The sequence below is a fragment of the Sphingobium sp. JAI105 genome (genome assembly GCF_015752145.1).
Classification (GTDB): domain Bacteria; phylum Pseudomonadota; class Alphaproteobacteria; order Sphingomonadales; family Sphingomonadaceae; genus Sphingobium; species Sphingobium xenophagum.
Genome location: NZ_JADOUC010000001.1, coordinates 1,834,353 through 1,859,369 on the forward strand (window position 1 = coordinate 1,834,353; position 25,017 = coordinate 1,859,369).

Annotated in this window: 29 protein-coding genes, 1 tRNA gene and 3 pseudogenes; 19 read left to right on the forward strand and 14 right to left on the reverse strand. The window is 62.4% G+C overall.

The features are described 5' to 3' along the window. Positions 1-52: 52 nt before the first annotated feature. The 7 genes and pseudogenes from infA (at position 53) to IWY39_RS08810 (ending at position 3,731) form a co-directional block, all read left to right on the forward strand. Entirely contained in the window at positions 53-271 is a 219-nt protein-coding gene (infA, locus tag IWY39_RS08780; RefSeq protein WP_003049127.1) for a translation initiation factor IF-1, read from the forward strand. A 20-nt stretch (positions 272-291) separates the two neighbouring features. After that, a complete protein-coding gene (locus tag IWY39_RS08785) occupies positions 292-864 on the forward strand; it encodes a Maf family protein (protein WP_107124310.1) in 573 nt (190 codons plus the stop codon). Between the two features lie 8 nt (positions 865-872). Next, complete coding sequence (locus IWY39_RS08790) at positions 873-1,862, forward strand: ribonuclease (RefSeq protein ID WP_107124309.1); 990 nt, start codon at positions 873-875, stop codon at positions 1,860-1,862. Beyond that, positions 1,852-2,046: a DNA gyrase inhibitor YacG gene (locus tag IWY39_RS08795; RefSeq protein WP_017181122.1), complete on the forward strand. Its 195-nt coding sequence runs from the start codon at positions 1,852-1,854 to the stop codon at positions 2,044-2,046. Before IWY39_RS08790 ends, IWY39_RS08795 begins: the two co-directional genes overlap by 11 nt. A gap of 48 nt (positions 2,047-2,094) precedes the next feature. Continuing rightward, positions 2,095-2,170: transfer RNA gene (locus IWY39_RS08800), tRNA-Phe, on the forward strand. 118 nt (positions 2,171-2,288) lie between these two features. Next, positions 2,289-2,959, forward strand: a pseudogene (locus IWY39_RS08805) (peptidylprolyl isomerase). 34 nt (positions 2,960-2,993) lie between these two features. Next, positions 2,994-3,731 carry a DUF72 domain-containing protein gene (locus tag IWY39_RS08810; RefSeq protein WP_107124308.1) on the forward strand — a complete coding sequence of 246 codons (738 nt, stop codon included), beginning with the start codon at positions 2,994-2,996 and terminating at the stop codon, positions 3,729-3,731. Positions 3,732-4,055: 324 nt separating this feature from the next. Here IWY39_RS08810 and IWY39_RS08815 read toward each other — a convergent pair whose 3' ends face one another. Then, positions 4,056-4,241, reverse strand: a complete 186-nt coding sequence (locus tag IWY39_RS08815) for a PspC domain-containing protein (RefSeq protein WP_017181125.1) — start codon at positions 4,239-4,241, stop codon at positions 4,056-4,058. A 342-nt stretch (positions 4,242-4,583) separates the two neighbouring features. On the opposite strand from IWY39_RS08815, the gene IWY39_RS08820 reads away from it, so the two are divergent. Continuing rightward, positions 4,584-4,973, forward strand: a complete 390-nt coding sequence (locus IWY39_RS08820) for a gamma-glutamylcyclotransferase family protein (protein ID WP_107124307.1) — start codon at positions 4,584-4,586, stop codon at positions 4,971-4,973. A 100-nt stretch (positions 4,974-5,073) separates the two neighbouring features. On the opposite strand, the gene IWY39_RS08825 is transcribed toward IWY39_RS08820, so the two are convergent. Then, positions 5,074-5,607, reverse strand: a complete 534-nt coding sequence (locus tag IWY39_RS08825) for a peroxiredoxin (protein WP_017181128.1) — start codon at positions 5,605-5,607, stop codon at positions 5,074-5,076. Positions 5,608-5,630: 23 nt separating this feature from the next. After that, a complete protein-coding gene (locus IWY39_RS08830; RefSeq protein WP_026002055.1) occupies positions 5,631-6,020 on the reverse strand; it encodes a VOC family protein in 390 nt (129 codons plus the stop codon). A gap of 102 nt (positions 6,021-6,122) precedes the next feature. On the opposite strand from IWY39_RS08830, the gene IWY39_RS08835 reads away from it, so the two are divergent. From IWY39_RS08835 to IWY39_RS08850, 4 genes are all read left to right on the forward strand, one after another. Further along, positions 6,123-6,599: a hypothetical protein gene (locus IWY39_RS08835; RefSeq protein WP_107124306.1), complete on the forward strand. Its 477-nt coding sequence runs from the start codon at positions 6,123-6,125 to the stop codon at positions 6,597-6,599. 39 nt (positions 6,600-6,638) lie between these two features. After that, a complete protein-coding gene (recF, locus tag IWY39_RS08840) occupies positions 6,639-7,712 on the forward strand; it encodes a DNA replication/repair protein RecF (RefSeq protein WP_107124305.1) in 1,074 nt (357 codons plus the stop codon). Between the two features lie 108 nt (positions 7,713-7,820). Continuing rightward, complete coding sequence (locus tag IWY39_RS08845; protein ID WP_181316690.1) at positions 7,821-8,363, forward strand: CHAP domain-containing protein; 543 nt, start codon at positions 7,821-7,823, stop codon at positions 8,361-8,363. 77 nt (positions 8,364-8,440) lie between these two features. Further along, the gene (locus IWY39_RS08850) at positions 8,441-9,193 is read left to right on the forward strand and encodes a CHAP domain-containing protein (protein WP_181316688.1); all 753 of its coding nucleotides are present in this window, start codon (positions 8,441-8,443) and stop codon (positions 9,191-9,193) included. A 24-nt stretch (positions 9,194-9,217) separates the two neighbouring features. Here the strand turns inward: IWY39_RS08850 and IWY39_RS08855 are convergent, their stop codons facing one another. The 5 genes from IWY39_RS08855 to IWY39_RS08875 all read right to left on the reverse strand — a co-directional run bounded on the left by IWY39_RS08855 (position 9,218) and on the right by IWY39_RS08875 (position 12,733). Further along, positions 9,218-9,493 carry a DUF3297 family protein gene (locus tag IWY39_RS08855; RefSeq protein WP_017181134.1) on the reverse strand — a complete coding sequence of 92 codons (276 nt, stop codon included), beginning with the start codon at positions 9,491-9,493 and terminating at the stop codon, positions 9,218-9,220. A 100-nt stretch (positions 9,494-9,593) separates the two neighbouring features. Next, positions 9,594-9,884 (reverse strand): hypothetical protein, encoded by a 291-nt coding sequence (locus IWY39_RS08860; RefSeq protein ID WP_107124303.1) that lies wholly within the window; start codon positions 9,882-9,884, stop codon positions 9,594-9,596. 110 nt (positions 9,885-9,994) lie between these two features. Beyond that, on the reverse strand, positions 9,995-11,236 hold the full coding sequence (locus tag IWY39_RS08865; RefSeq protein ID WP_107124302.1) for an SAM-dependent methyltransferase: 1,242 nt from the start codon (positions 11,234-11,236) through the stop codon (positions 9,995-9,997). A 31-nt stretch (positions 11,237-11,267) separates the two neighbouring features. Continuing rightward, on the reverse strand, positions 11,268-12,014 hold the full coding sequence (locus tag IWY39_RS08870) for a molybdopterin-binding protein (protein WP_107124301.1): 747 nt from the start codon (positions 12,012-12,014) through the stop codon (positions 11,268-11,270). Continuing rightward, the gene (locus IWY39_RS08875; protein WP_107124300.1) at positions 12,011-12,733 is read right to left on the reverse strand and encodes a cytochrome b/b6 domain-containing protein; all 723 of its coding nucleotides are present in this window, start codon (positions 12,731-12,733) and stop codon (positions 12,011-12,013) included. The genes IWY39_RS08870 and IWY39_RS08875 overlap by 4 nt, the downstream gene beginning before the upstream one ends. Positions 12,734-13,052: 319 nt before the next feature. Between IWY39_RS08875 and IWY39_RS08880 the strand changes: the two genes are divergently transcribed. After that, complete coding sequence (locus tag IWY39_RS08880) at positions 13,053-13,559, forward strand: porin family protein (protein ID WP_019052209.1); 507 nt, start codon at positions 13,053-13,055, stop codon at positions 13,557-13,559. A 56-nt stretch (positions 13,560-13,615) separates the two neighbouring features. Here the strand turns inward: IWY39_RS08880 and IWY39_RS08885 are convergent. The 3 genes and pseudogenes from IWY39_RS08885 to IWY39_RS08895 all read right to left on the reverse strand — a co-directional run bounded on the left by IWY39_RS08885 (position 13,616) and on the right by IWY39_RS08895 (position 15,916). Continuing rightward, a pseudogene (locus IWY39_RS08885) lies at positions 13,616-14,037 on the reverse strand (hypothetical protein). 74 nt (positions 14,038-14,111) lie between these two features. Further along, positions 14,112-15,392 (reverse strand): 23S rRNA (adenine(2503)-C(2))-methyltransferase RlmN, encoded by a 1,281-nt coding sequence (rlmN, locus tag IWY39_RS08890; RefSeq protein ID WP_231377497.1) that lies wholly within the window; start codon positions 15,390-15,392, stop codon positions 14,112-14,114. Positions 15,393-15,427: 35 nt separating this feature from the next. Continuing rightward, a complete protein-coding gene (locus IWY39_RS08895; RefSeq protein WP_107124299.1) occupies positions 15,428-15,916 on the reverse strand; it encodes a hypothetical protein in 489 nt (162 codons plus the stop codon). 171 nt (positions 15,917-16,087) lie between these two features. Here IWY39_RS08895 and dnaN point away from each other — a divergent pair, with 171 nt between their 5' ends. The 3 genes from dnaN (at position 16,088) to IWY39_RS08910 (ending at position 20,234) form a co-directional block, all read left to right on the forward strand. After that, entirely contained in the window at positions 16,088-17,200 is a 1,113-nt protein-coding gene (gene dnaN, locus IWY39_RS08900) for a DNA polymerase III subunit beta (protein ID WP_017181143.1), read from the forward strand. A 101-nt stretch (positions 17,201-17,301) separates the two neighbouring features. Then, positions 17,302-19,917, forward strand: a complete 2,616-nt coding sequence (locus tag IWY39_RS08905; protein WP_181316686.1) for an EAL domain-containing protein — start codon at positions 17,302-17,304, stop codon at positions 19,915-19,917. A 107-nt stretch (positions 19,918-20,024) separates the two neighbouring features. Beyond that, positions 20,025-20,234, forward strand: a complete 210-nt coding sequence (locus tag IWY39_RS08910; RefSeq protein WP_107124297.1) for a hypothetical protein — start codon at positions 20,025-20,027, stop codon at positions 20,232-20,234. A 65-nt stretch (positions 20,235-20,299) separates the two neighbouring features. On the opposite strand, the gene IWY39_RS08915 is transcribed toward IWY39_RS08910, so the two are convergent. Both IWY39_RS08915 and IWY39_RS08920 read right to left on the reverse strand, forming a co-directional pair. Next, a complete protein-coding gene (locus IWY39_RS08915; RefSeq protein ID WP_026002061.1) occupies positions 20,300-20,722 on the reverse strand; it encodes a response regulator in 423 nt (140 codons plus the stop codon). A gap of 76 nt (positions 20,723-20,798) precedes the next feature. Then, positions 20,799-22,430 (reverse strand): annotated as a pseudogene (locus tag IWY39_RS08920) (TonB-dependent receptor); the annotation flags it as partial. A 105-nt stretch (positions 22,431-22,535) separates the two neighbouring features. Here IWY39_RS08920 and IWY39_RS24575 point away from each other — a divergent pair. Continuing rightward, entirely contained in the window at positions 22,536-22,691 is a 156-nt protein-coding gene (locus IWY39_RS24575; RefSeq protein WP_196871421.1) for an IS4/Tn5 family transposase DNA-binding protein, read from the forward strand. Positions 22,692-22,709: 18 nt separating this feature from the next. Here IWY39_RS24575 and IWY39_RS08930 read toward each other — a convergent pair whose 3' ends face one another. Further along, complete coding sequence (locus IWY39_RS08930) at positions 22,710-22,907, reverse strand: hypothetical protein (protein ID WP_107124774.1); 198 nt, start codon at positions 22,905-22,907, stop codon at positions 22,710-22,712. Positions 22,908-22,985: 78 nt separating this feature from the next. Here IWY39_RS08930 and IWY39_RS08935 point away from each other — a divergent pair. Then, a protein-coding gene (locus tag IWY39_RS08935; protein WP_107124775.1) for an IS5 family transposase occupies positions 22,986-23,752 on the forward strand; the annotation gives its coding sequence in 2 pieces (ribosomal slippage) (positions 22,986-23,310 and positions 23,310-23,752; 768 coding nt in all). Beyond that, positions 23,736-25,016, forward strand: a complete 1,281-nt coding sequence (locus IWY39_RS08940; protein WP_231377629.1) for an IS4 family transposase — start codon at positions 23,736-23,738, stop codon at positions 25,014-25,016. The genes IWY39_RS08935 and IWY39_RS08940 overlap by 17 nt, the downstream gene beginning before the upstream one ends. The last annotated feature ends 1 nt before the right edge of the window (position 25,017 follow it).

Genomic DNA, 25,017 nt, shown 5'->3' on the forward strand with positions numbered 1-25,017 from the left:
ATTTTGCATGAATTGGCGCTATGGCGACGCGATTTTTTGAATTCGGGATATTATGGCCAAAGAAGAACTGCTTGAAATGCGCGGACAGGTTGTGGAGCTTCTCCCCAACGCCATGTTCCGCGTCCGGCTTGAGAATGATCATGAGATCCTCGGCCATACCGCTGGTAAAATGCGCAAGAACCGCATCCGCGTCCTCGTGGGGGACGAGGTGCTGGTCGAACTCACGCCCTACGACCTGACCAAGGGTCGGATCACCTACCGCTTCAAATAAGCCAACGGGTGTCAGGCCCGATGCGGCTCATTCTTGCTTCCGCTTCCCCCCGGCGCCTGGCGCTGCTGGGGCAGATCGGCGTTGCGCCCGATGAGGTAGACCCCGCCGATTGCGACGAAACGCCGCGCAAGGCGGAATTGCCGTCCGTCTATGCCGCGCGGGTTGCCGCGGACAAGGCAGCGATTGTCGCGGCGCGGCATCCGGGCGCGTTGATCCTGTCAGGCGACACGGTCGTTGCCGCCGGTCGGCGCATATTGCCCAAGGCGGAAACGCCAGAGGAGGCGCGCGCCTGCCTCACCTTGCTGTCCGGGCGGCGACATCGCGTGCTGAGCTCGATCACGCTGATCGACACAACGGGGCACGCACGGCATCGCCTGTCGACCAATATCGTTACCTTCAAGTCGCTGGAACGCAGCGAGATCGACCGCTATATTGCCAGCGAAGAATGGCGGGGCAAGGCGGGCGGCTATGCCATACAGGGTCGCGCTGCTGGCCTGATCCGCGCAATTCAGGGCAGCCACAGCGCGATCATGGGCCTGCCGCTTTACGAAACCCGTACGCTGTTGAAGGCGGCGGGCTATGCTCTCGATTAGGAATAGACATGGCCGAATGGCTTTATGAAGAAGGCATTGGCGAATCCCGTGCCGCGCTGGTGGAGAATGGTCGCCTGGCCGAGGCGCTGATCGAGCGGGAAACTGGTGGCGTGCGCGCAGGCGCGGTAGCGCAAGGGCGCCTGACCCAGACGCTCATCCCCAAGAAGCGCGGCATTGTCCGGCTGACAAGCCAGGAAGAGGTGCTGATCGAACCAATGCCGCCGCGCACGTCAGAAGGGTCGACGGTGCTGGTCGAAATATTGCGCGAGGCGATCCCTGAAGAAGGCCGCCCCAAGCGCGCCAAGGGCCGGATCGCCCAACCAGGCAGCAAGCCGCATGCCGGGCCAAGCCTGCTGCAACGGCTGCGCGCCACCGGCGTCCCCGTCGTCCCCTGCCCCGCGCATGAGGAGGACCGGCTGGAAGCGGTCGGCTGGACCGAATTGATGGAAGAGGCGATCAGTGGAGATGTCGGCACGGAAGCCGCCGCGCTGCGCCTCTATGTGACCCCGGCCATGCTGCTGATCGACGTTGACGGGTCGCTGCCACCTGCGCAGCTTGGTCCCAAGGGCGCGAAGATCGCGGCGCAGACGATTCGCCGCATGGGACTTTCCGGGTCGATCGGCATCGACCTGCCGACCATGAACAACAAGGATGAGCGGATGATCGCCGCGGCGCAGATCGACAAATATCTGCCGCTGCCGTTCGAGCGCACGGCGGTTAACGGATTTGGCTTCCTCCAGATCATCCGCAAGCGCGAGCGGGCCAACCTTATCGAACTGCTGCGCGCCGATCCGGTCGAGACGGCGGCACTGGCGCTGCTGCGCCGGGCGGAGCGGCACGGCAATGGCGGCGCGGTGACACTGACCGCGGCGCCGGCGATCATCGACCTGCTCCATCGCAAGAGTGACTGGATCGAGCAATTGGCCAAGCGGCGCGGCGGTGCGATCACCCTGACGGCGGACGCGACGCTGGCGTTGGGAGCGGGCCATGCCGCCTAAAGCCGCCGCCTGCCCGGTCTGCCGCCAGCCCGTAAAGCCCGAAACCCGCCCGTTTTGCAGCCCCGCCTGCCGCGACCGCGACCTGCTGCAATGGCTGGGCGAAGGCTATCGCGTGCCGGGGCCAGCGGCAGACGAAGGGATGCAAAAAAGCAGCGATTATGGGCTAGACAGCGACGCAGATTGACGACTATAGGCACGCTTCCATCGGGCGGAGCCATCCGCAGTTGGCCGTGCCTGGATAGCTCAGTTGGTAGAGCAAGCGATTGAAAATCGCTGTGTCGGCGGTTCGAATCCGTCTCCGGGCACCATTTTTTCCTCATCTTCATCACGCCAACCGCAGCCAATATGGCAGTGGGCGATTGCGCTGACCATGCGGCGGCTTTAGCCTTGGGTTTGCCCCCTCCTGCCGCGAGTGTTTGTCTGTCGATGCGTCTGTTTGCCCGTTGTCTTGCCATTCTGTCGGTCCTGCTTTCGTCCAGCTTTGCTAGTGCGGCGCCTACAAACCGAGCGACACCCGGCTATATCCGGGTGGCGATCGAGACGTCGGTTGGGACGATCACCGTGGCGCTCGATACGAGGCGCGCGCCGCGGACGTCGGCCAACTTCCTGACCTATGTGGATGACGGACGGTTCGATGGCGTGACCTTCTATCGTGCGGCGCGGCGCAAGAGCGATCCGAAACAAGGACTGATCCAGGGCGGGATCGATATGGACGTGCGGCGATCGCTGCCGCCGGTGGTGCATGAGCCGACCAGCCAGACCGGGATTCGCCACCTGGACGCCACCTTGTCCATGGCGCGGCCCAATCGGACCAATTCGGCGATGGGCAATTTCTTCATCACCATCGGCGCGACCCCAACGATGGATGCGCGCGAAGGATCTATCGGCTATGCCGCGTTCGGCCATGTCCTCGGCGGGATGGACGTGGTCAAAAAGATATTGGCGGTGCCGACCTGTTGCGGAACCGGACCGATGCGGGGGCAGATGATCATAAAGCCCGTCAAAATCCTGCGAGCGCGGCGGATCGACGGGAAGCCGAAACCGACGCGCGGGTCAAGCCGTGGCTGATCGGGTTGAAAAGGCCGACAGTGAGATAGACATAGGTAGCGCAATTTTGAGCGGGAGGTCGGGATGGCGGGACGGATCAGGATCGGCATTGGCGGCTGGGTGTTCGAGCCGTGGCGCGGGACTTTCTATCCCGCCGGGCTGCGGCAGAAGGATGAACTGGCCTATGTCGGGCAACATCTGACCGCGACCGAGATTAATGCGACCTATTACAGCACGCAGAAACCGGCGACTTTCGCGGGTTGGGCGAAGGCGGTCCCGGACGCCTTCCAGTTCGCGGTCAAGGCTTCGCGCTATTGCACCAACAGGCGGGTGCTGGCGGAAGCGGGCGAATCGGTCGGGAAGTTTGTCGGGCAAGGCATCGCCGAACTGGGCGACCGGCTGGGTCCGATCTTGTGGCAGTTCATGCCGACCAAGGCGTTCGATCCCGACGATTTCGGCGCGTTCCTGAAGCTGCTGCCCGCCAGCGTCGATGGCGTGCCGCTGCGCCACGCGCTGGAAGTGCGGCACGCCAGTTTCGACGATCCGGCCTTTCTGGCAATGGCGCGGGACGCGGGAGCGGCGATCGTGCTGGCGGATCATGAGACCTATCCGGCGATCCGGGGTGCCGATGTCGGCTTTTCCTACACGCGGCTGATGCAGACATTGGAGGACGAAAGCACGGGCTATAGCGCGGCGGCGCTGACGGACTGGGCGGAACGGTTGCGGACGCAGGCCGCGGCAGGCGATGCCTTTGCCTTCTTCATCAGTGGCGCGAAGGTGCGCAATCCCGCGGCGGCGCTGGCGCTGAGTGCGGCCATATAGTCACAGTCTGTTGCATTTGTTGCAATCGAAATGCCGTGCTTTGCGATTGTTACAAAAGCATGACGGGCGCATAGGCCCGGTCCGCCCATATGGGGCGGCAATGAACGATCATATTGGAGTTAAATATGCGACAGGCTTTTCAGGGCGCTGCGCTGGTGGTTGCGGTTGGCGTGCAGATGCTGACCTTCTATTCGGTGCTTTACGCCTGAGCGCTATCCGCGCTCTTCTATATTCCCAATCATCGGGATGATAAAAAGCCGCCCAGGGCCATTGCCGGGGCGGCTCTTTTATTATGGAACAACTGTGATCCAACTTGGCGTTGGCTCAGCCTTCAGCAAGCCAGCCAGCGAGCAGATAAGCCACAACGCCGACCGGGCCGAGTGCGCAGAGCGTCAGCAACACAGTGGCGACGCGGATCAGCGTGACGTCAATTCCCGTGCGGTTGGACAAGCCCGCGCACACGCCCATGATCTTGCCGTGGCGACGGTCGAGGGTGAAGCTGTTGTTCATGAATCTGGCCTTCTGGTAATGCAGTTGAAAAAATGCGGGTCGATCAGGCGATCGGCAGAACCGGCACGGCCGCGCTGACGAACAGGCTGGCGACGAGGAAAGCGCCGACAAGAGCGACGGCTGCGTTGTGGACCTTGGCGATGGACATGGTAGAAACTCCCTGATTTTTGGCTGGTCGGATGATCCGGCCTTGATGCCAAACAGGATTGCAGGAGCCGTGCCAGTTTCACTTTTCCCCGGAAATTCGCGATTTTCAGGCATTGTATCGGCAAGTTCGCCTGGGTTCATTTCCATCAGTTGGGAAAATTTCCCGTTTATCGGTATAATTTTCACAGGAGCAGCATGAGCAGCCCCTTGCTTTTCGTCTATGGCACGTTGCGCCCCGGCTTCGACGGGCCGATGGCGCGCTGGCTGCGCAGCATGGCCCCCGCCGTCGGTTTGGCCACGGCGCGCGGCTCGCTATATCGGGTCGAAACCTATCCGGGCTTCGTGCCCGATGATGCAGGCGAGGTGATGGGTCATCTGTTCGCCCTGCCCGACACGGCAGCGCTACTCGCCCGACTGGACGAATATGAGCAATGTACCGTGCATTTCCCCGAACCGCATGAATATCGGCGGGAGAAGGTGACGGTGCAGACCCCCGATGGCCTTATCGAGGCCTGGACCTATATTTACACGCGCGACGTGACCGGGCTGGAGCGGATTGCGAGTGGGGATTTTCTGGCCGGATAGTCCGGCACCCGTTCGCCCTGCGCTGGTCGACGCCTTATCCCCTTCGCGAAGGAAAGGACTGTCTTTCGGCAGGCGCGCGAACGGGTGTCAGCAGGTCCGCCTATTTCTGCTTCATCGCCTGCACCGCCGCCAGCGTGGATTTGACATGTTCGGCATAGTTCATTTCCGAATGGACGAAGGCGATGCGGCCAGACGGAGCGATGACATAGGAGGTACGGTCGGTCATGCCCGGCCGCATCTTGAGCGCGACGTCATAGCCCGACACGATCCCCGGCCCGGCCGAAGCAACCGCGAACTTGCCCGCACATTCCTTGGTCGAAAACGCCACCAGATCATCGACTGGGTCTGCCGACATGCCGATGACGGTCGCGCCAGCTGCCTTGAACTTGTCGATATTCTCGGCAAATTCGCGCGCTTCGGCCGAACAGCCCGGCGTGAACGCCTTTGGGAAGAAATAGAGGACGACAGGGCCGCGCTTCAACTGATGCGACAGGGTCAGGGTGAAAGTCTTGCCCGCCTGCGCACCGCGCGTGGTGAAATCGGGTGCCTTGGCCCCGACGGCAAGGGCAGCCATGGCCCCGCTCGATCCCAGCAGGGTCGCGGCGGCGGCAAGCAACAGGGTTAGACGCTTCATCATCAGGCTCCTTAAACGGACGGTCAGGCGGCGGGCGCGGGCGGCTCCCACAATTCGATGGCATTGCCTTCGGGATCATGAATGCGGGCAAAACGCCCGACATCGGGATGATCCCATTCCGCATTGGTGATGACGGCAATACCCGCATCCCGCAAGCCGGTCAGAAGGGAATCGAGATCGGACACGCGCAGATTGATCATGAACGCCTTGTCAGCGGCAAAATAATCGCTGTCGGCCTTGAACGCGGCAAACACCATCGGTCCGCCCAATGTTCGCCAGGTCCATTCGTCAGGCTGGGCGTCGGGATCGGACACGCAGCCCGCACCCACGCCCAGATGCGTGCGATACCAGGCGTTGAGCGCATCCGGATCATGCGCGCGAAAAAATAGTCCGCCCATTCCCAGCACCGGCATGCCATGCTTTCCTTCCTTCATGATCGGGCCGGAGGATAGCATGGCCGCAAAGGTCCGTCACGACAGGAGACAGGAACCGCCGGGCGTTTCGCCGGTTCTTGCATGATGCGCCCTGCCCTTGCCCTGCTGCCGGTGATCGCCCTTGCTGCCTGCGACAAGCCTGCCGACAAGCAGACATCGCAACCCGGCGTCGTCGCCAATATCAATGCTCCGATCGAGCCTGCGCCGGAAGCGCCGCCGCCAGCCAATGTTACGGCGCCAACACCATCGCCCGACCAGGCGACATCGGGGAAGATTCCGATCGATCTACAGGGTCGCTGGACCGGGGTGAGCAATCGGTGCGGGGACAGGGCGGCCGATCTGGAACTGAACATCCTGCCCGACCAGCTGGTTTTTCATGAAAGCGTCGGCACGGTAGAAGCGGTAACGCCCGGCGCGAAAGGCGAAGTCGCGGTCAAGGCGGCATTCACTGGCGAAGGACAAAGCTGGACCCGCACGCTGACGCTGCGACCGGCGGCGGACGGTGCGACGCTGACGATCGTCAATGACGGAGCGGCGGTGACGCGCAAGCGCTGCTAAACGCTTTCCCATGGCGATGGACCGGGCTACAGCCGGACGATGATCGGCCGCCTGACCCTGAGCGATTTCCGCAATCATGCGGACGCGCTGATCGTGCCCGATCATGGCTTCATCCTGCTGACCGGCGACAATGGCGCGGGAAAGACCAATATATTGGAGGCGGTGTCGATGCTGGCGCCCGGACGCGGGCTGCGTGGCGCGGCGTTGCGGGCAATGGCGCGGCAGGACGGGCCGGGCGGATTTGGCATCGCGGCAGAGGTGGATGGGGCCGTGCTCGGCACCGGCGTGGTCGCTGCGACGCCCGACCGGCGGCAGGTGCGGATCGGTGGCGTAGCATCATCGGCCAATGCACTGGCCGACCATCTGTCGATCGTCTGGCTGACCCCGGCGATGGACCGGCTGTTTCTGGACAGCCCCGGCGGGCGGCGGCGTTTTCTGGACCGATTGACGCTGGCGCTGCATCCAGCCCATGCCGCCCACAGCGCGCGTTATGATGCAGCGATGCGGGCGCGCAACCGGCTGCTCGCCGACCAGCGCCGGGCCGATCCAGCCTGGCTCGCCGCGCTAGAAGCGCAAATGGGCGAGCATGGCGCGGCGCTGGCGGCAGCGCGCAGCGATCTGGTCGCGCGGCTGAACCTGGCCCTGGCGGGGCAGCCCGACGCACCCTTTGCCCGTCCGAAGATCGCGATAGAAAGCGAGGAGGATGGCAGCGACCTGCCCCTGGCCGAACGGCTGGCGCGGGAAAGACGGCGCGATGCGGCGGCGGGGCGCACCTTGTCCGGGCCACACCGGCACGACCTGTCGGTGCTCCACATCGCCAAGGGCCAGCCAGCCGCCCTGTGTTCGACCGGTGAGCAAAAGGCTTTGCTGCTGTCGATCCTGCTGGCTCATGCCACGCTGGTCGCCGAACATCGCGGCCAGCCACCCGTGCTGTTGCTCGATGAAGTGGCCGCGCATCTCGACCCGTCGCGACGGGCCGCCTTGTTCGACCGGCTGGAACATACGGGCGGGCAGGTATGGATGACAGGCACGGAATCGAGCCTTTTCAACGAATTATCATCTGCAACCCGGCTGACTGTAACGGCGGGTCATGTTTTTCGTTCCGCGATATAACCCGCCACCGCAACGACTCGTCGCCCGGCACTTTTCAACGCGCCCTGGCTCTGCCCTAAAGCATCTCAACGGGGCAAAAGCCTGAATCAAAGTCGGGGTCGCATTCGCATGATCGTTATTTTTCAACGGCTTATCGCCGCTGCTATGCTTGCGCTCTCTTTCCTGATCGTTACGCCTGCGACCGCTGGTGTTCTGCAATGCGTTCCGTTTGCCCGTCAGGTGTCGGGCATCCAGCTCCACGGCAATGCCAATACCTGGTGGGACCAGGCGGAGGGCCGTTATGATCGCGGCCATGAACCGCGTGTCGGCGCTGTCCTGTCCTTCGCCTCCAGCCGCGCCATGCCGGTCGGTCATGTCGCGATGGTGAGCAAGGTGGTCAGCCCGCGCGAAGTGCTGCTGACCCATGCCAACTGGTCCTATCGCGGCGGTATCGAACGCGATGTCCGCGCCGTGGACGTGTCCGCCAACAATGACTGGTCGGATGTCCGCGTATGGTATGGCCCGATCGGCAATCTGGGGCTGCGCTCCAATCCGGCAAACGGCTTCATCTATGCCGACCAGCCCAAGGACATCGAGCAGCCGGTGCAGGTCGCCATGGCTGACGCCGTCACCGACGCCAGTGTCACCGGCGCTGCCCGTTCGGCTTTCTGAACGGCTTAACCTCTTCATAAAGGGTCCGATCTAGGATCGATCCCGGTGGGGCGATTCTTTAGGTTTCGGAATCGCATATGGTTCGACAGTTACGCTGGGCGGCAATGTGCCTGCTGTCTGGTCTGAGCGCGGCACCCCTGTTGGGTGCGAGCGCACTGCAATGCGTGCCTTACGCGCGCATTGTGTCAGGGGTGGAGATTCGCGGCGACGCGCTGACCTGGTGGGACCAGGCAGCGGCGCAATATCAGCGCGGGCATGAGCCGAAAAAGGGTGCTGTGCTGGCCTTCCGTCCAGTCGGGCCGATGACATTGGGGCATGTCGCCGTGGTCAGCCGCGTGCTGGACGACCGGCGCGTGCTGATCCGCCACGCCAACTGGTCAGCGCCGGGCGCGATCGAGGAGGATGTGCTGGCGATCGACGTATCGGACGCGGGCGACTGGAGCCAGGTGCGGGTGTGGCATAGTCCGACCGCGCAAATGGGTGCGCGCACCAATCCGACATTCGGCTTCATCTACCCGGCCAAGGCGAAGCTGCACGAATTTACGCCCGACCCGGCGCTGGGCAGCAGCGTCCGCTTTGCCCGTGTCGATCGCGATCAGTGGGACGATGTGCGGCTGCCCGCCGGACTAACGCCGTCGCGCAGCACGCCGACTTATACGCGCGGTCAGCCAGCGGCACCGAAAATGGCACAGGCCAAGGCGACGGCGCGCAAGGCCGCGCCGAAATTGGAGACCGACCCCTTCATCGTCGAATATGCCGACAGCACCCCATCGCAACGGACGCTGAGCGCGATCATCGCCGATGTAAAACGGGAAACGAGACTGAACTGACCGACGCCAATGCGCCGATGCCGCTCATTCGGCGTCGGCGGATTTCTCTTCGGACGGTTCCGCTGGGTTCTGGAACCAGGCTTCGACCGGCCCGCTCAGCTTGATCGTGAGCGGATTGCCGTGGCGGTCGCGAGTCTTGCCGGCGGCGACGCGAATCCAGCCTTCGGAAATCGAATATTCCTCGACATCATTGCGTTCGCGTCCCTTGAAGCGAATGCCGATCCCGCGCTGAAGGACGTCCATGTCGAAATGCGGGCTGCGCGGGTTGGTGGAAAGATGATCGGGGGGCGTGTCGCTCATGGTCAGATGCTTCCTGCAATGTTGCGCCCGCGCCTAGCCGTTTGCCCGCGATGCTGCAACCCGCCTCCGGTCGGCGGCGGGTTGCAGGCTGGTCATACCATTAGCGGCAGATGCGCACGCGCACGTCGCGGCGGCGATAATAGTCGTAGCGCCATTCGGTCCAGCAGCGCTGGCGATAGCCACGATAATAGCGGCGATTGTCGCGCCAGTCGCGCCGATGGCCGCGCCAGTGGCGGCGATTGTCCCACCGGCCATTGTTCCAGTGGTGGCCACGGTCGCCGCGCCAGCCATCACGATAGCCGCCATGATATTGTGCCTGCGCCGGGACTGCCATGCTCAGCCCCGCCACAGTCAGGACAAGCGCCGCGGCACCTTTCCAGATGATGTTCATATCCTGCTCTCCTCACTGCCCCGCCGCTCCAGAGGCAGGACCATGAGGGGACAATGGCCCAAGCCGACTGAACCGTCCGCGAACACGCCATTTAGCGGCGGTTCAGCCAGTCAGCGGCCCTGAAGCGCGGCTTCCGTTTCCTGCATATAATCGCGGGTGATCGGCAGGGTGCGCCGGTTACGGGCATATTGAACCTGGTAATTGACCATGCCGCCATGTTCGAACACCGTCGCCGCGCCCGCCAGATAGAAGGTCCAGAGGCGAAAAAATCGTTCGTCGTACAGCGCGATGATATCCGCCCGGTGGGCCATCGCCCGCTTGTACCATTGGCGGATGGTCAGGCCATAATGGATGCGCAGAACCTCCACATCGGTGACCATCAGCCGCGTACCCTCGCTGCCGGCCACCATTTCCGACAGGGCCGGGATGTAGCCGCCGGGGAAGATATATTTCTGGGTGAAGGCGTCGGTGGTGCCCGGCCCGCCCATGCGGCCGATCGTGTGGACCAGCATCACCCCGTCCGGTGTCAGCAGATCATGGCATGTGTTGAAGAAGGTGCGGTAATGGGCCGTGCCGACATGTTCGAACATGCCGACCGACACGATTCGGTCGAACGGGCCGGTCATGTCGCGATAGTCGATCAGTTCGAAGCGGACATGGTCTGAGACCCCCGCGTCGGCCGCCCGCTGCCGCGCGATCTTGAGTTGTTCTTCCGACAGGGTGATGCCCGTCACATCGACGCCGCAGGTGCGGTGCAGGTAGAGCGCCATGCCGCCCCAGCCGCAGCCGATATCCAGCACCCGCATCCCCGGCTTGAGCAGCAGCTTGGCAGCGATATGGGCCTTCTTGTCCTCCTGCGCCTGATCCAGGCTGATGCCCGCTTCATTGTCCGCGTCGGGCCAATAGGCGCAGCTATATTGGCGGTCGCGGTCGAGGAAGAGGGCGTAGAGCGCGGCGGACAGGTCATAATGATGGGCGACATTGGCCTTTGCCCGCGCCTTGTGATTGGCGCGCCACAATTTTTGCCGGACGGTGCCAAGACCGCGCGCCAGCACATTCTTCGCGTCGATGGAACGGCCGCTTTCCCATGGATTATTGGCGCGAATCATGGAGAGGAACTCCATGATGCCGCCACCTTCGATCGTCACCCGCCCGTCGATATAGGCTTCGGCCATGCCCAGTCGCGGATCGCGCACAATGTCGAAGGCGACCCTTTTATCCTGCAACCGCAACGCCAGATCGGGAAAGGCCGGATCGGCTTTTCCGACGGTGAAATGCCCGCCATCTGGGGTAAAAATGGTCAACTGGCCACGGGTGACCAACCGCCGCAATATTCGCTCGAACAGTGTCATGACGATACCTTGTCACTCACAGGAACACAGATCAAATCCCCGCATACCAATCATAACCGGCATAATCCTCCCAAAAGCCGCCCTTGCCCTTGCCGATGCCGTCGAGGGTCGCGACGGCTTCGATCCCCATCAGATATTTGGCCTGCTTATACCCCAATTGCCGTTCGACACGCAGACGGAGCGGGGCGCCGTTGGCGACAGTCAGCGGGCGATCGTTGAGCGCATAGGCAAGGATCGTCTGGGGATGGAAAGCGTCGAACCGGTCGATACTTTCATAATAAGGCCGCCCCCCGCCCATATCGTCGGCACAGCGAAAGACGAGATAACGCGCGCGGTCACTCAGTCCCGCGGCCTCCAATATCGGTTTGAGCGGGACGCCGCGCCATTTGCCGATCGCGCTCCAGCCTTCGACGCAGTCATGGCGGGTGATCTGGGTGCGGTGGGGCATCGCCTGCAACTGGGCCAAAGACAGCGACAGCGGGCGCGCCACCAGTCCGGTCACAGGCAGTCGCCAATCGGCAAAGCCGCTGCGCCACAATGCCTTATAGGCGGGCGTATTGGGATTGGCCGTACCGTTGGCGCGGAAGATAGGCGAGATCTGATCGGGGCGGAATTCCTGCGCCAGCGCGTCGCGCGCCATCAGGCTGCGCTGCGCCCAGCGATGGAAATTTTCGGCCGAGAAGAGGGCTTCCCGCACGGCCTCGTTACGGCCAAGCCGGTCGCATCCCGCCAGCGTCGCTGTGGCGCCCAACAGCAAATGGCGGCGGGTGAGAATCATGGGCGTTCCTCCGGTACGCGATAGCGGCCCGTGATCATCGATCGCACCTCGTTCACCGGCCCGGCAAGAAGCACCATCAGAATATGGACGAGGAAAAAGGCGACCAGCGCGAAGGCGGCGATAAAGTGGAGCGAGCGCGCCGATTGCCGTCCGCCGAACAGATCGACCAGCCATGGCCACGCCGCATTCATGCCAGGCGCCATCGTCAGCCCGGTCAGGATGATCAGCGGCAACAGGATGAAGATGACGCCGATATAGCTGGCTTTTTGCAGCACATTGTAGCGCAACGCCGCGTCGCCGGTGGGAAAGCGCAGCCGCGCGTGGTCCTTGATGTCCTGCCAGATGTGACGCGGGGCGAGATCATCGCGACGGAAGGCGAGATCGCGGGCGATGTGCCGGTTGGCGAGGCTCCAGAGCATGTAGAAGAGCAGCGCAAAGGCAAAGATCGGCGCGGCGGTCAGGTGCCAGTGGCGCGACATGGCCAGATTATAAAGCGCAGGCAGCGTAAGCCATCCGGGGAAGCGATCCAGTTCGAGCCAGGCGGCATCGAAATTCGCACCATACTGCCCCCAATAGAGACGAGGATGGGCGTTGAAGATGCCCAGCCCGCTGGTGAACAGCGTGTAGAGCAGGGCTGCGTTCAGCCAGTGCCACAGCCGCGTCGACAGGCGGTGCCGCTTGACTGTGCCGGTTGCCTTCTTGGGGGTCTGGCTGTCCATGGTCCCTATCCTAACCGATCGCGCGGCCCAGTCCACGGCTGTTCGCAATGGCGCGCCGCCTGCCATTCCATCATGTTGTTACACTTTTGCAACAGACAGTTGAAATCATTTGAAATAAAGACCTTGCCCCTTTGCAAACGAAAAGAGCCAACCTAGATGGCGATTGCGCGACGCCGATGCCGATCGCAACCATATAATCCACAGATAAGGTGGATATATGGGCAAGAGGAACCATGTTATTTTTATCGTTATTTCTTTGCATCGAACCTGAACGCCGGATGAATTAGCCATTCGGCCATGAATATATATTGAGGACTTTATGAAAACTGTGATTTTCGCAGCGATCGCTGCTGCCTGTGTTTCGGCCCCTGCTTTCGCTCAGGATGCTGCGCCCTTCACCGGGCCGCGCGCGGGCGTGACGCTGGGCTATGACAATGCCGGTGACGAGGACGGCTTTGCCTATGGCGTGACCGCCGGCTATGACCTGGCGCTCGCACCGCGCATCACCGGCGGCGTCGAAGTGAGCCTGGGCGACACCACTGTCGGCGATTCCGGCGTGGAGATCAGCCGTGATCTCGCCGCGTCGCTGCGCCTCGGCTTCGCGGCCACCCCGCGCGTCCTAGCGTTCGGCAAGGTCGGCTATGCCACCACCCGCATCGAAACGCTGGGCGTTGGCGCGGCGTTCGAGGGCGTCCGTTTCGGCGGCGGTCTGGAATTTGCCGCGACCCCCAACACTTATATTTCGGCTGAATATCAGCGCACCGAATATGAGCAGAATATCGGCGGTCGTGACGCCGCGATGGTTGGCGTCGGCTTCCGTTTCTGATCCTTGTCGATCAGTTTGGAATAAGGGAAAGGGCGGTCCGTGGGGCCGCCCTTTTTCTATACAGGCAGAGGTTTGAGGTCCGGTGCGACCCAGCCCCTGCGCGCCGCAACCGACATCAGCGTCGCCCGCGACCAGTAAGCGAAAAGCCAGTCCTTGTTCCCCAGCGGCGACGCCATCAGCGCAGCGAAGCGCTGGCGGGCGTTGAGTCCGGCGGCAGGGCGGCGAGCGTCATGCGGGTCATGTGCAACGATGCCTGGGTGATGGTTTCATGATAGCCGCCCATGTCGCTGTTCACCCCGCCCACACTCTCATTATAGCGGTGGATCATGTCGGGCATATCGCGTTCCGGTACGATGTCGGGACGTTGGAGGATCAGCCAAAGGGCGGTCGCAAAATGCGCGCCGTGGGTCCAGGCCGCCTTGGGCAGGGTGCAGGCGCAAAAGCCTGTCGCCAGCCGCTCAATCTCTTCATCGGTCATCGTCAGTCCCCCACAATGAAAAGCCCCGCCGTTGCGGGCGGGGCTTGCTGCATCCTGTCGCCGTGGGGCGACGATCAGCCGAGCGCCGCCTGCTTTTCTTCTGCCAGCCGGTCGAGTTCGGCGCGGCTTTTCTTTTCGCTGGCCGATTTGAGTTGTCCGCAGGCCGCCATGATGTCGCGCCCGCGCGGGGTGCGAACCGGGGCCGAAATGCCGCCTTCGAACACAATGCTGCTGAACGCGCGAATCCGGTCGGGCGTCGAACATTCATAGTCCGTGCCGGGCCAGGGATTGAACGGGATCAGGTTGACCTTGGCCGGCAACTTATACTTACGGATCAGGCGGACCAGTTCCCGCGCATCCTCATCGCTGTCATTCTTGTCCTTGATCATCACATATTCAAAGGTGATGCGGCGCGCATTGCTGGCCTTGGGATAGTCGGCGCAAGCCTGGAGCAGTTCCTCTATCCCATATTTCCTGTTGATCGGGACCAGTTCGTCGCGCACTTCCTTGGTCACGGCATGCAGCGAGACGGCCAGATTGACCCCAATTTCCTCGCTGGCGCGCGCCATCATCGGAATGACGCCGCTGGTCGACAGGGTGATGCGGCGGCGCGAGAGGGCAAGGCCATCGCCGTCCATGACGACTTTCAGCGCATCGCGGACATGCTCGAAATTATAAAGTGGTTCGCCCATGCCCATCATGACGATATTGGTCAGCATCCGCCCGTCGGGCGAATATTGGGGGGCGTCCTCATCCTCATCGTCCGGCACCGCGGCGGCGCTGCCCATATTCCCCTTGGGCCATTCGCCCAGCGCATCGCGCGCCAGCATGACCTGACCCACGATTTCGCCGGGCGTCAGGTTGCGGACCAGTCGCATCGTGCCGGTGTGGCAGAAGCGGCAGTTGAGGGTGCAGCCGACCTGGCTCGACACGCACAGCGTGCCGCGATCGGCATCGGGGATGAACACCATTTCATAATCCTGCCCGTCGTCCGACCGGAGCAGCCATTTGCGCGTGCCATCGTTCGAAACCTGCGCCTCCACCACCTGCGGGCGGCCGACGACAAAGCGCTCCGTCATCCAGCCGCGCATCGGCTTGGCAAGGTCGGTCATCGCTTCAAAGTCCGTCTCGCCGCGATGATAGAGCCAGTGGAACAGCTGTTTGGAGCGCAGCTTGGCGGCTTTTGCGTCCAACCCCGCTTCCTCCAGCACGGACTTGATCTGTGGGCGCGACAGGCCGAGCAGGTCGGTGCGGCCATCGGCGCGCGGCGTCACGGCGCGCGGCACGGGCACAGGGTCGACAAGGCCGGGAATCGGCATGATGGGGTTGGCGGCTGATTGCATGATCGCGCCCATAGTCGATTTTCGCCGACGATTAAAGCGTTGCCGCTTTACCGCAGCCGCGCGCACCCCAGCGCGGCTGCGTCGATCGCGGTCGCCGCGCCGCGCAGGGCGTAAGCATCGGCAAAGGCGCGGCCCTGCGCGTCTCTGGTCTGGATGCTCATGCTGCTGGCGGATCGCATGGCGGCGATGATCGTCGCGTCGCCGCGGGCGTCGGCGGCCCAGGCGTCGCTGCGCCCCGCGACCAGGGTGAAGCGGCGTTCGCCGACGGTGAGCGTCACTGGCGCCTTGTCCGCACGGGTGCGGCTCAGGCGGAAATGGACCTGGCCGCGCACCTTCTGCCGTGGCCAGGTGCCGACCGCCGCGAAGCCCGGACTGACCCGCCCGGCACGCTTGACGGGGCGGGCGATGGCATAGCAGCGCGGCGTGGCGGGATCCCGAAACGCCCCCCAGGTTTCGAACATGCCCAGCGAATCACGCGCGAACGCAGGCGATGCGACCAGCAGCAAGATCATCAGACAGGCGGCGATGCGGCTCATCTGCCAAGGCAGAGCGCATCCTGTCCCGTTTTGCAAGGGTGCTGCTGCGCGAAAGCGCGAGCGAGTGCTTGCCCATGCCGCAACAGCGGTTATGAAGAACCATCCATCATAGTCACCCGGATTCGACTGCATCCGGGCACTTGCAGAAAAAGAAACGGACAGAACAGGGACATGAAGGCCACCATCGAACGCGCGACGCTGTTGAAGAGCCTGAGCCACGTCCAGTCGGTGGTCGAGCGGCGCAACACGATTCCGATCCTGTCCAACGTGCTGATCGAAGCGTCGGCGGACGGCGCTATCAAGCTGATGGCGACCGATCTGGACCTGCAGGTGGTCGAAAGTATTTCGGCGCAGGTGGAGCAGGCTGGCGCGACCACCATATCCGCCCACACTTTGTTCGACATTGCGCGCAAGCTGCCCGAAGGTAGCCAGGTGTCGCTGGCGGCGGCCGATGGCAAGATGCTGATTCAGGCCGGGCGCGCGCGCTTCAACCTGTCCACCCTGCCCCGCGACGATTTCCCGGTGATCGCCGAGGGCGACCTGCCGACCAGCTTCGAACTGCCCGCCGAAACATTGAAGCAGATCATCGACAAGACGCGCTTTGCGATTTCGACCGAAGAAACGCGCTATTATCTGAACGGCATCTATTTCCATGTGTCCGATGATGGCCAGCCAGTGCTGAAAGCGGCGGCGACCGATGGCCATCGCCTGGCGCGCGTCACCGTGCCTCGTCCCGATGGCGCGGACGGGATGCCCGGCATCATCGTCCCTCGCAAATGTATCGGCGAACTGCGCAAATTGCTCGACGAGGTCGAAGGGTCGGTGCAGATTTCGCTATCCGCCAGCAAGATCCGCTTTGGCCTGGGCAGCGCGATCCTGACCAGCAAGCTGATCGACGGCACCTTCCCCGACTATAGCCGCGTCATCCCGACCGCCAACGACAAGCTGCTCAAGATCGACCCGCGCAGCTTCGAGGAAGGGGTTGATCGCGTTGCGACCATCGCGACCGAAAAGACCCGCGCGGTCAAGATGAGCCTGGACCGCGACAAGATCACCCTGTCGGTCACCAGCCCCGAAAATGGCACCGCCGCCGAAGAAGTGTCCGGCGTGTTTCAGGGCGAGGGTTTCGACATCGGCTTCAACGCGCGCTACCTGCTCGACATATTGGGACAGATCGACAGCGAAACAGTGGAACTGCATCTGGCCGATGCCGCCGCGCCTACGCTGATCCGCGAGAATGACCGCAGCCCTGCGCTCTATGTATTGATGCCGATGCGGGTGTGACCAAAGCCATGTCTAAAAAGCGCGTTTAGTGTCGTTAAACATGCAAAAGTCCCCTTATTTGAAGTAATTCTATGTAAAGGAACGGACGTTAAACAACGCGCATGTCTCGATTGCGCGCGTCCCTGTCCGATACTCCCTCCCGCTCCATGTCCCTCATGGTCGCGCTGGGGCTGGCAGAGAGCGGGACGGAAGTTTCCGCATCGTGGATTTCGGGCGCCTTTGTCCAGATTGCCCGACTATGGCCGCTGATCCTGCTGGCCAAGCTGTGCGTGATAAGCCTGCTGGGCATTCCACTCTTCCGTCCCGATGATGCGCAGCAATTCGGCGTCCTGGTCGTGATGCTGCTGGTGGACGGCGCATTGATGCTGGTGCCGCGCTGGCCCGTGTTTCAGGAGCGGATGCCCCACATCCAGAATTGGCTGATGCTGCCAATGCTGTTCCTGTCCGGCCTCAGCTTCAGCCTGTGGTTAAAGCATGATCCGAAAACGGTGTCGGACTCGCTGTTCCTGGCCGCCGTGCCGGAACTGGCAATAGCGCTGCTGGCGGTGTGCATCGTGGGCGACCGCCGTTTGTTGGGGATCAGCTATTTTCTGGGTGCGCTGCTTGTGTCGGTTGCGGCAAAGGCGGGCCCGGCGCAGATCGGCCTGCTGGTCAGTTGCGTTATCATCATGGCAGTCGCCACGCTGCGACAGGCGACGGCGGACCGCGAGCGGGCCATCGAACGCCAGCGGCAGGATTTGCGTGCGCAGCGATCTGACCGGCTTTTGCAGGAGCATGAGCGCACCGGGCGCGGCTGGTTCTGGGAAACCGACCGGCAGGGTTGCCTGACCTATATTTCCGATACGCTCGTTCGCACATTGGACGCGCCCAAGGGGGGGCTGATCGGCCGGCCGATCACTGAAATGATCCGTCCCGGCGACAAGCAGCAGGGCGATGGGGAGCGCACGCTGGGTTTTCACCTGTCGGCACGCACTGGCTTTTCCGACATTTCCGTCCGCGCCGCCATGGCGAAGGAGGAACGCTGGTGGTCGATTTCCGGCCAGCCGGTATTCAATGAATATGGCCAGTTCCACGGTTTTCGCGGATCAGGCACCGACCTGACCGAAATGCGTCGCAGCCAGGCGGAAGTCACGCGGCTGGCCCAGTTCGATTCGCTGACCGGCCTCGCCAACCGCATCCAGATGCTGCGTTCGTTGGAGCAGGCTGTGGCTGACCGGCATGGCAAGGCGGGCGATTGCACGCTGATGATGCTGGACCTGGACCGGTTCAAGAGCGTCAACGATACGCTGGGCCATCCGGCAGGTGACGCGCTGCTGCGGCAGGTGAGCCAGCGATTGCAGCGGGTCGTCGGCGATCGGGGACTGGTCGGGCGGCAGGGCGGTGATGAATTCAAGATATTGCTGCCGGGTCGCCAGGATCAGGCGCAACTGGCGCAACTGGCGCAGAACATCATCGCCACCGTGTCGCAACCCTATTCGATCGAGGGAACGGCGGTCGTCATCGGCGTGTCGATCGGCATTTCATCTTGTCCGCAGGACGGGGTGACAGCCGACGCGCTGATCCGCAACGCCGACCTGGCTCTCTATGCGGCCAAGGGCAATGGCCGCGGCGTCCACCGTTTCTATTCGTCGGACATGCATGCCGATGCCGAAGATCGCCGCCAGCTGGAGGAGGATCTGCGCCACGCGCTGGCCGCCGACGGGCTGCATCTGGTCTACCAGCCGGTGGTGTCGTCCAAGACGGAGCAGATTGCCGGCTATGAAGCGTTGCTGCGCTGGGAACATCCGGTGCGGGGGCCGATTTCCCCCGCCCTGTTCATCCCGATCGCCGAGGATACCGGCCTGATCGCGCAAATCGGCGAATGGGTGCTGCGCACCGCCTGCCGCGACGCCGTCCAGTGGCTCGATGACATCCGCGTTGCGGTGAATGTGTCGCCGACACAATTTGCCAATCCCGGTTTTCCGTCCACCGTCATGAATGCTCTGGCCAGCGCGCAATTGGCGCCGGAACGGCTGGAGCTGGAGATTACCGAAAGCGTATTCCTGAACGACGATGATGGCACTGACGCCATGTTTGCGCGGCTCAAGGCACTGGGCGTGCGGCTGGCGCTCGATGATTTTGGCACCGGCTACTCCTCGCTCGGCTATCTCAAAAAAGCGCCCTTCGACAAGATCAAGATCGACCAGAGCTTCGTGCGCGGAGCTGCGACCAAGGGCAGCCGCAACAGCGCGATCATCAAGGCGATCGTCAGCCTGGCCGAAGCGCTGGGCATGGATACGACGGCCGAAGGCGCGGAGACGCAGGATGAACTGGCGTTGATCCGGCAATTGGGGTGCAGCCATATTCAGGGCTATATCTATGGCCGCCCGATGCCCGCCGCCGACGTTCTGGCAAGTCAGCGCGTCAATGGTTCGGCGGCGGCGGCGGACGGCTTCCAGTCCAGTCGTCCCGCGCGCAAGACCATGTTGCGCACGATAGCCGTGCATCATGACGGCCATGTCTATACCGGACGGGTCCGCAACATATCGTCTACCGGCGCCCTGATCGAAGGGTTGTGGAACGTGCCGCTGGGCACATTGTTCGCGATCGAACTGAGCGAAGGCCAGTTCGTCAACGCCACCGCCCGCTGGTCGAAGGACGACCGCATGGGCGTAGAGTTTGCCGGAGCGGTGGACATTGGAGCGCTGCGCAACGCGCCCAAGGCATTGGCATCCTGACGGCGTCGCAACTGTCGGTCTCAGCAATAAAATATCACGAAATCAGGCTGGAACTGCACATCTGAGCGGAGATTATCATCGGCACACCAACTCAATGGAGACTGCCGATGCGTTATAGGGATGATCGTGATGATGGACAGGAGCGGACCAGCAGCAGCGGGCATAACGGCCTGGCGGTTATTGGCGCGGCGCTGTTTTTGGGCATTGCGACGCTGAGCGCCCATATTCTGTCCAACAATCACACGACCATAAAACCCGCCAGCGGGACGGCGCAGGCAATGGCGTTGGCCAGTTCCAATTCATCCAGCCCAGACTGATGGGCACAGGAAAAGGGGGGCGGAAGCGATATGCTTCTGCCCCCCTTTTCCTTGTCTACATCTGGTCAGGCGGCGATCGCGACCGGTTCCGCTTCCGCCTCGATCAGGCCACGCGCCACGCTCTTGATCAGGGTCACGAAGCGGGTGGCTTCCCGCACGATCATCGCCTTGTTGAAGCAGGCCGCAGCGCCCCGGTCCATCGCTTCGGCGACGATCGGCGCGCCGTCGCGCATCAGGCTGGACAGCATGATCACCGGGCATGGTTCCATGTCCATGATCTCGTCCAATATCGTCATGCCGTCCTTGCCTGGCATGGCGATGTCCAGCGTCACCACATCGGGCTTTTCGGCCCGGATCATCTCTATCGCTTCCACCCCGTCGCGCGCGATGCCGACCACCTCTACCCGGCGGTCGCGTTCGAGCAGCGTTTCGATCATCGCGCGGATGGTGAGCGAATCGTCGACCACCACAATTCTGATAGGCTTCATCTGCCGTCTCCCCGAACCGTTTATGAGCATCATAACGACCGGGGCGGAACATGCTTTAGACGTGGCTAACACCCATTTAACTACGTGGCCCATTATTGGCGGCAAAATTGGGAAAGAAGAGCTTGCGGAAGCTGATCGTAACCGCGCGGCCCAGCGGGTCGAGATAATCCGGCTGGTAGCGCAGCGGCGTCATTCCGCTCGCGTCGGTGACCTCGCGACGCTGGTTGAAGATATTGTCGATACCGATCGACAATCGCGCGCCGCGCAGGAACGGCACGGATTTCACCAGTTGCGGCATCTGGCCCAGATTGGCGAACAGACGCAGATTGACCGTCGCCAGACTGCCGAAATCGAGCCGCGAACTGCCGCCAAGCGCGCCATCGACATGGGTGCCGCTTTCCCAGTCCAGGCCCAGCCGCGCGCCGATGCCGTTATTCATATAGCCGATCCGCCCTTCCAGTTCATGACGTGGCTGGCCGCCTGACGATCCGGTCGCGTCGCCATCCAGCAGGTTGAGTTGCGGCACGCCGGGCGCAATGGTGATGCTCTCGGTCAGATGCCAGGTGTGATAGAGGCTGAAGCTTAGCCGCCCGCTGCCGCCGCCGGGGCCACGCGAACCGCCAAAGCCACCGGAGCCGCGGCCGCCGGAACGTCCACCGCCAGCACCCGTGCCACCCTCGCCGCGCGGACGGTCGCCGCCTTCGGGCCGGGGTTGGCGATTGCCAAACAGGGCCTGCAATTCGGGCGGGCGGTCTTCCGGCTTGGCGCCTGCCGCGCGCCAGGCTTCGACGAGCTTCTGGATATGCGACTTGATCGGGATCGACAGATCGAAACCCCAACGCAGTTGCTCGCTTTGCGCCGCCAGGAAGTTGGTCGGGCGGGTGTCGATTTGAAGCAGATTGCCGTCCGCGTCACGCAGGAAACGCTGGGGGAAGGCCGCCTCGATCGCCGGGGTGGGTGAAGGAAAAGCGGCGATCGGGTTGCTGGTGCGGCTGTTGAGATAGGTGGCGGTCAGCGTCAGATTGGGCTTGGCGAACGGCTTGATATTGGCGCTGAGGCGGAACTGGTCTCGCACGCTTTCGCGCAGGTTCGCATTGCCGCCCGACAATTGGGTGACGAACACGCTCTGTCCGGTCGCATAGTCGAACACGGTGACATTGGGCGTGGCGACCAGCGGGTCGGTGATCTGCGTGCCGGTCGGCGCGGCGCGATCCTGATTGGCGGACATCAGTAGTTGCACCGCCTTGACCGGTTGCCAGCGCAGACCATAGCCGAGCGTCGAAAGGGTGCCGAAGTCGGAAAGCTGCTGCGCGGCGAGGTTGAGGTTCACGCCAATGTCGCCGACCGCGCCCAGCACGTCCTTCGACCGGCTGGTGAGCGGCAGGTCGAGGCTGACCTGCCCGCTGCCGATTTCACGGTTATAATCGGACGGGCTTTCAACCCCGGCGCGGGTGGAGCGGCTTTCAAAGCCATTGGCGGACGCGCCGATCCGCACGGACGTCATCGCCTGCCCGGCCGGCAGGTCGAACAGCGCGCCGCTGATCAGCAGGTCGCCCTGCACCGCCTGCGACTTGGCGCGGGCCCGGTCGGTCAGGCGGGTGGCGAGAAGGTCGGGCGCGAAGCTGCCATAGGGATTGACGCTGGCGTCGCCGGCATCGAGCGCCGCCTGGATCGCGCCGGTCGCCACGCCCCTGTCGGTCTTGCTCTTACCCACAAGTGGTCGCGTGCGTGATTCGGCCTGCCGCGCGCCCATTGCGTGGCTGGAATCACCCATGATTCATTCTCCGGCACCTTTGGATAGTGAGGTGCCGGGATGGAACATAGCTGGGTGGACAAGGAAACGGCCGAGACCAATTTGGGTGATGCGCGGCTGAACCGACGACTTGGAGCGATGCTTGAAGCACTTGAACAGCGCCCTGGGCAATCTCTGCCGACGGCTTTTCAGGACTGGTCGAATACTAGGTCGTGAACCCATAAATGGCGGCGGCTAAAGCCCTTTGTATAAGGCTCTCGCTCCGAAGATGGCGGCGACACAAAGAGCGATCCCTGCGATGCCCTTTGCTACGCCCCAGATAGTTTGGGTTTCGGCATTGAAGAGCAGAATTGCCCCAAAAACAGCCGCCGCACCTATGGCAGCGAACGCGGACTTTGCAGCGATCAGGTCCTCGTTGAATGGGTCTGACATGAGGCAGACAATATCGTATTTCGGTCGCGCCACCTACAGTGGCTTTTCTTTATGCACGAAAGCTGATTCAGGATCAGCATGAGCCGATATGATCTGACAGACTTTGAATGGCGCGTGATCGAGCCGCTCTTGCCCAACAAACCCCGAGGCGTCCCACGCGTTGATGACCGCCGCGTGCTGAACGGCATCTTCTGGGTCTTGCGTTCGGGCGCACCTTGGCGTGACTTGCCAGAGCGCTATGGTCCGCGCACCACCTGCTACAATCGCCTTGTGCGTTGGCGCAAGGCAGGGGTGTGGGACCGAATGATGGATGCCATCACCGCCGCCCATGACGGTGACATCCAGATGATCGACAGCACTTCCATCCGGGCGCACCAACAGGCTGCGACGGCAAAAAGGGGGGTCGAGATCATTGTCTCGGTCGATCACGCGGTGGACTCACGACGAAAATCCATGCCGTCGTCGACGCGCAAGGCCTCCCGATCAGGCTCGGCCTGACTGCTGGCCAAGCCCATGATGGGCAGGTCGCCGACGAACTGCTCAACCATCTCGGGCCGCACATGGTCGTGCTTGCCGACAAGGCCTACGATGCGGATCGCATCCGCACACTGATCGAGGAGCAAGGAGCCACGCCCAACATACCGGCCAAATCTAATCGAAAGTGGAAGCCCTGCTTCAGCAAACGGCTCTATCGCGAGCGCAACCTGATCGAGCGGTTCTTCTCCAAGCTGAAGCACTTCCGCCGTGTCGCAACCCGCTACGACAAGCTCGCCGAAAACTTCCTTACCATGGTCAAACTCGCCTCGATCCGCCTGTGGCTGCGCGTTTATGAGTCTACGGCCTAAGGCCGCCTACCGGTTCCTCTCGAACGAGAACGTGAGCGAAGACAAAATCCTGGAAGGGCATTTTGCAGCATCCGCCTTGCGCATTCAGGCAACCGAAGGTCCGATCCTCATCTTGCAGGACACCACCGAATTCAATTTCAAGCGCGCGGATCCGGATAAGATCGGATTTACGAAAAGCTCGACTGGTCGCAAGTTGAAGGATGGCCGGTTCCAGAAGTTCACGATCTGCGGCCTTCTGATGCATGTCAGCCTTGCGATTACGCCAGATGGACTGCCGTTGGGTCTCACGGCGGCGAAATTCTGGTCACGCTCCAAGTTCAAGGGAACTGCAGAGCTCAAGCGCAGGGTCAATTTGACCCGAATTCCCATCGATCAAAAGGAAAGTATCCGTTGGCTTGATAATTTGCGCCGGTCTACCGAATTGGCTGGAGAGCCGGGGCGATGTGTACATATCGGAGACCGCGAAAGCGACATTTACGAGCTTTATTGCTTGGCTGAAGAGCTCGGTACCAAATTCCTCGTGCGCAGCTGCGTCGACCGCCTGGCTCAAGATGGCAAGACGACCATCGCCCAAGTTATGGAAAGGACGCCGTGCAGCGGGACCCACGAGATCCAATTCCGCGATGCGAAAGGCAAGGAGCAGCGGGCAGTGCTATCGATACGATATGCAACAATGACGGTCCGGCCTCCAATCGGAAAACAGAAGAAATACATAAACCAAGAGCTTCAGATCATCCATGCCGAAGAACTCAATCCGCCGGAAGATCGCGAACGGATTCACTGGAAGCTTATAACTAATTTGCCTGTCAAAAACCACGCCGATGCCGTGCATAAGCTTGACTGGTACTCCAAGCGCTGGAAGATCGAGACATTCTTCCGGACCCTGAAAACCGGGTGCCGGATCGAAGAACTTCGCCTGACTACGATCAACCGCTTGGCCAATTGTATCGCCTTGTGCTGCGTCGTTGCCTGGCGCGTGTCATGGCTGACGATCCTGGCTCGTGAGGCTCCAGAGGCCACGCCTGCTGCCGTCTTCACCGAAACGGAGCGCAACCTTCTCGATAGCTCGACGCCAAAGTTGAGACGCGCGCCATCCCGCAACCTCGCATTCTATGTCAGAGCCGTCGCAAGGCTCGGAGGCTACCTGGACCGCGCGTCTGACCCACCACCCGGCACGACCGTCATATGGAGAGGAATGACGCGACTCGCCGATCTCGTTGAGGGAGCTCGAATCTCGAGGCCCCCAGCAGGCACTTGTGGGTAAG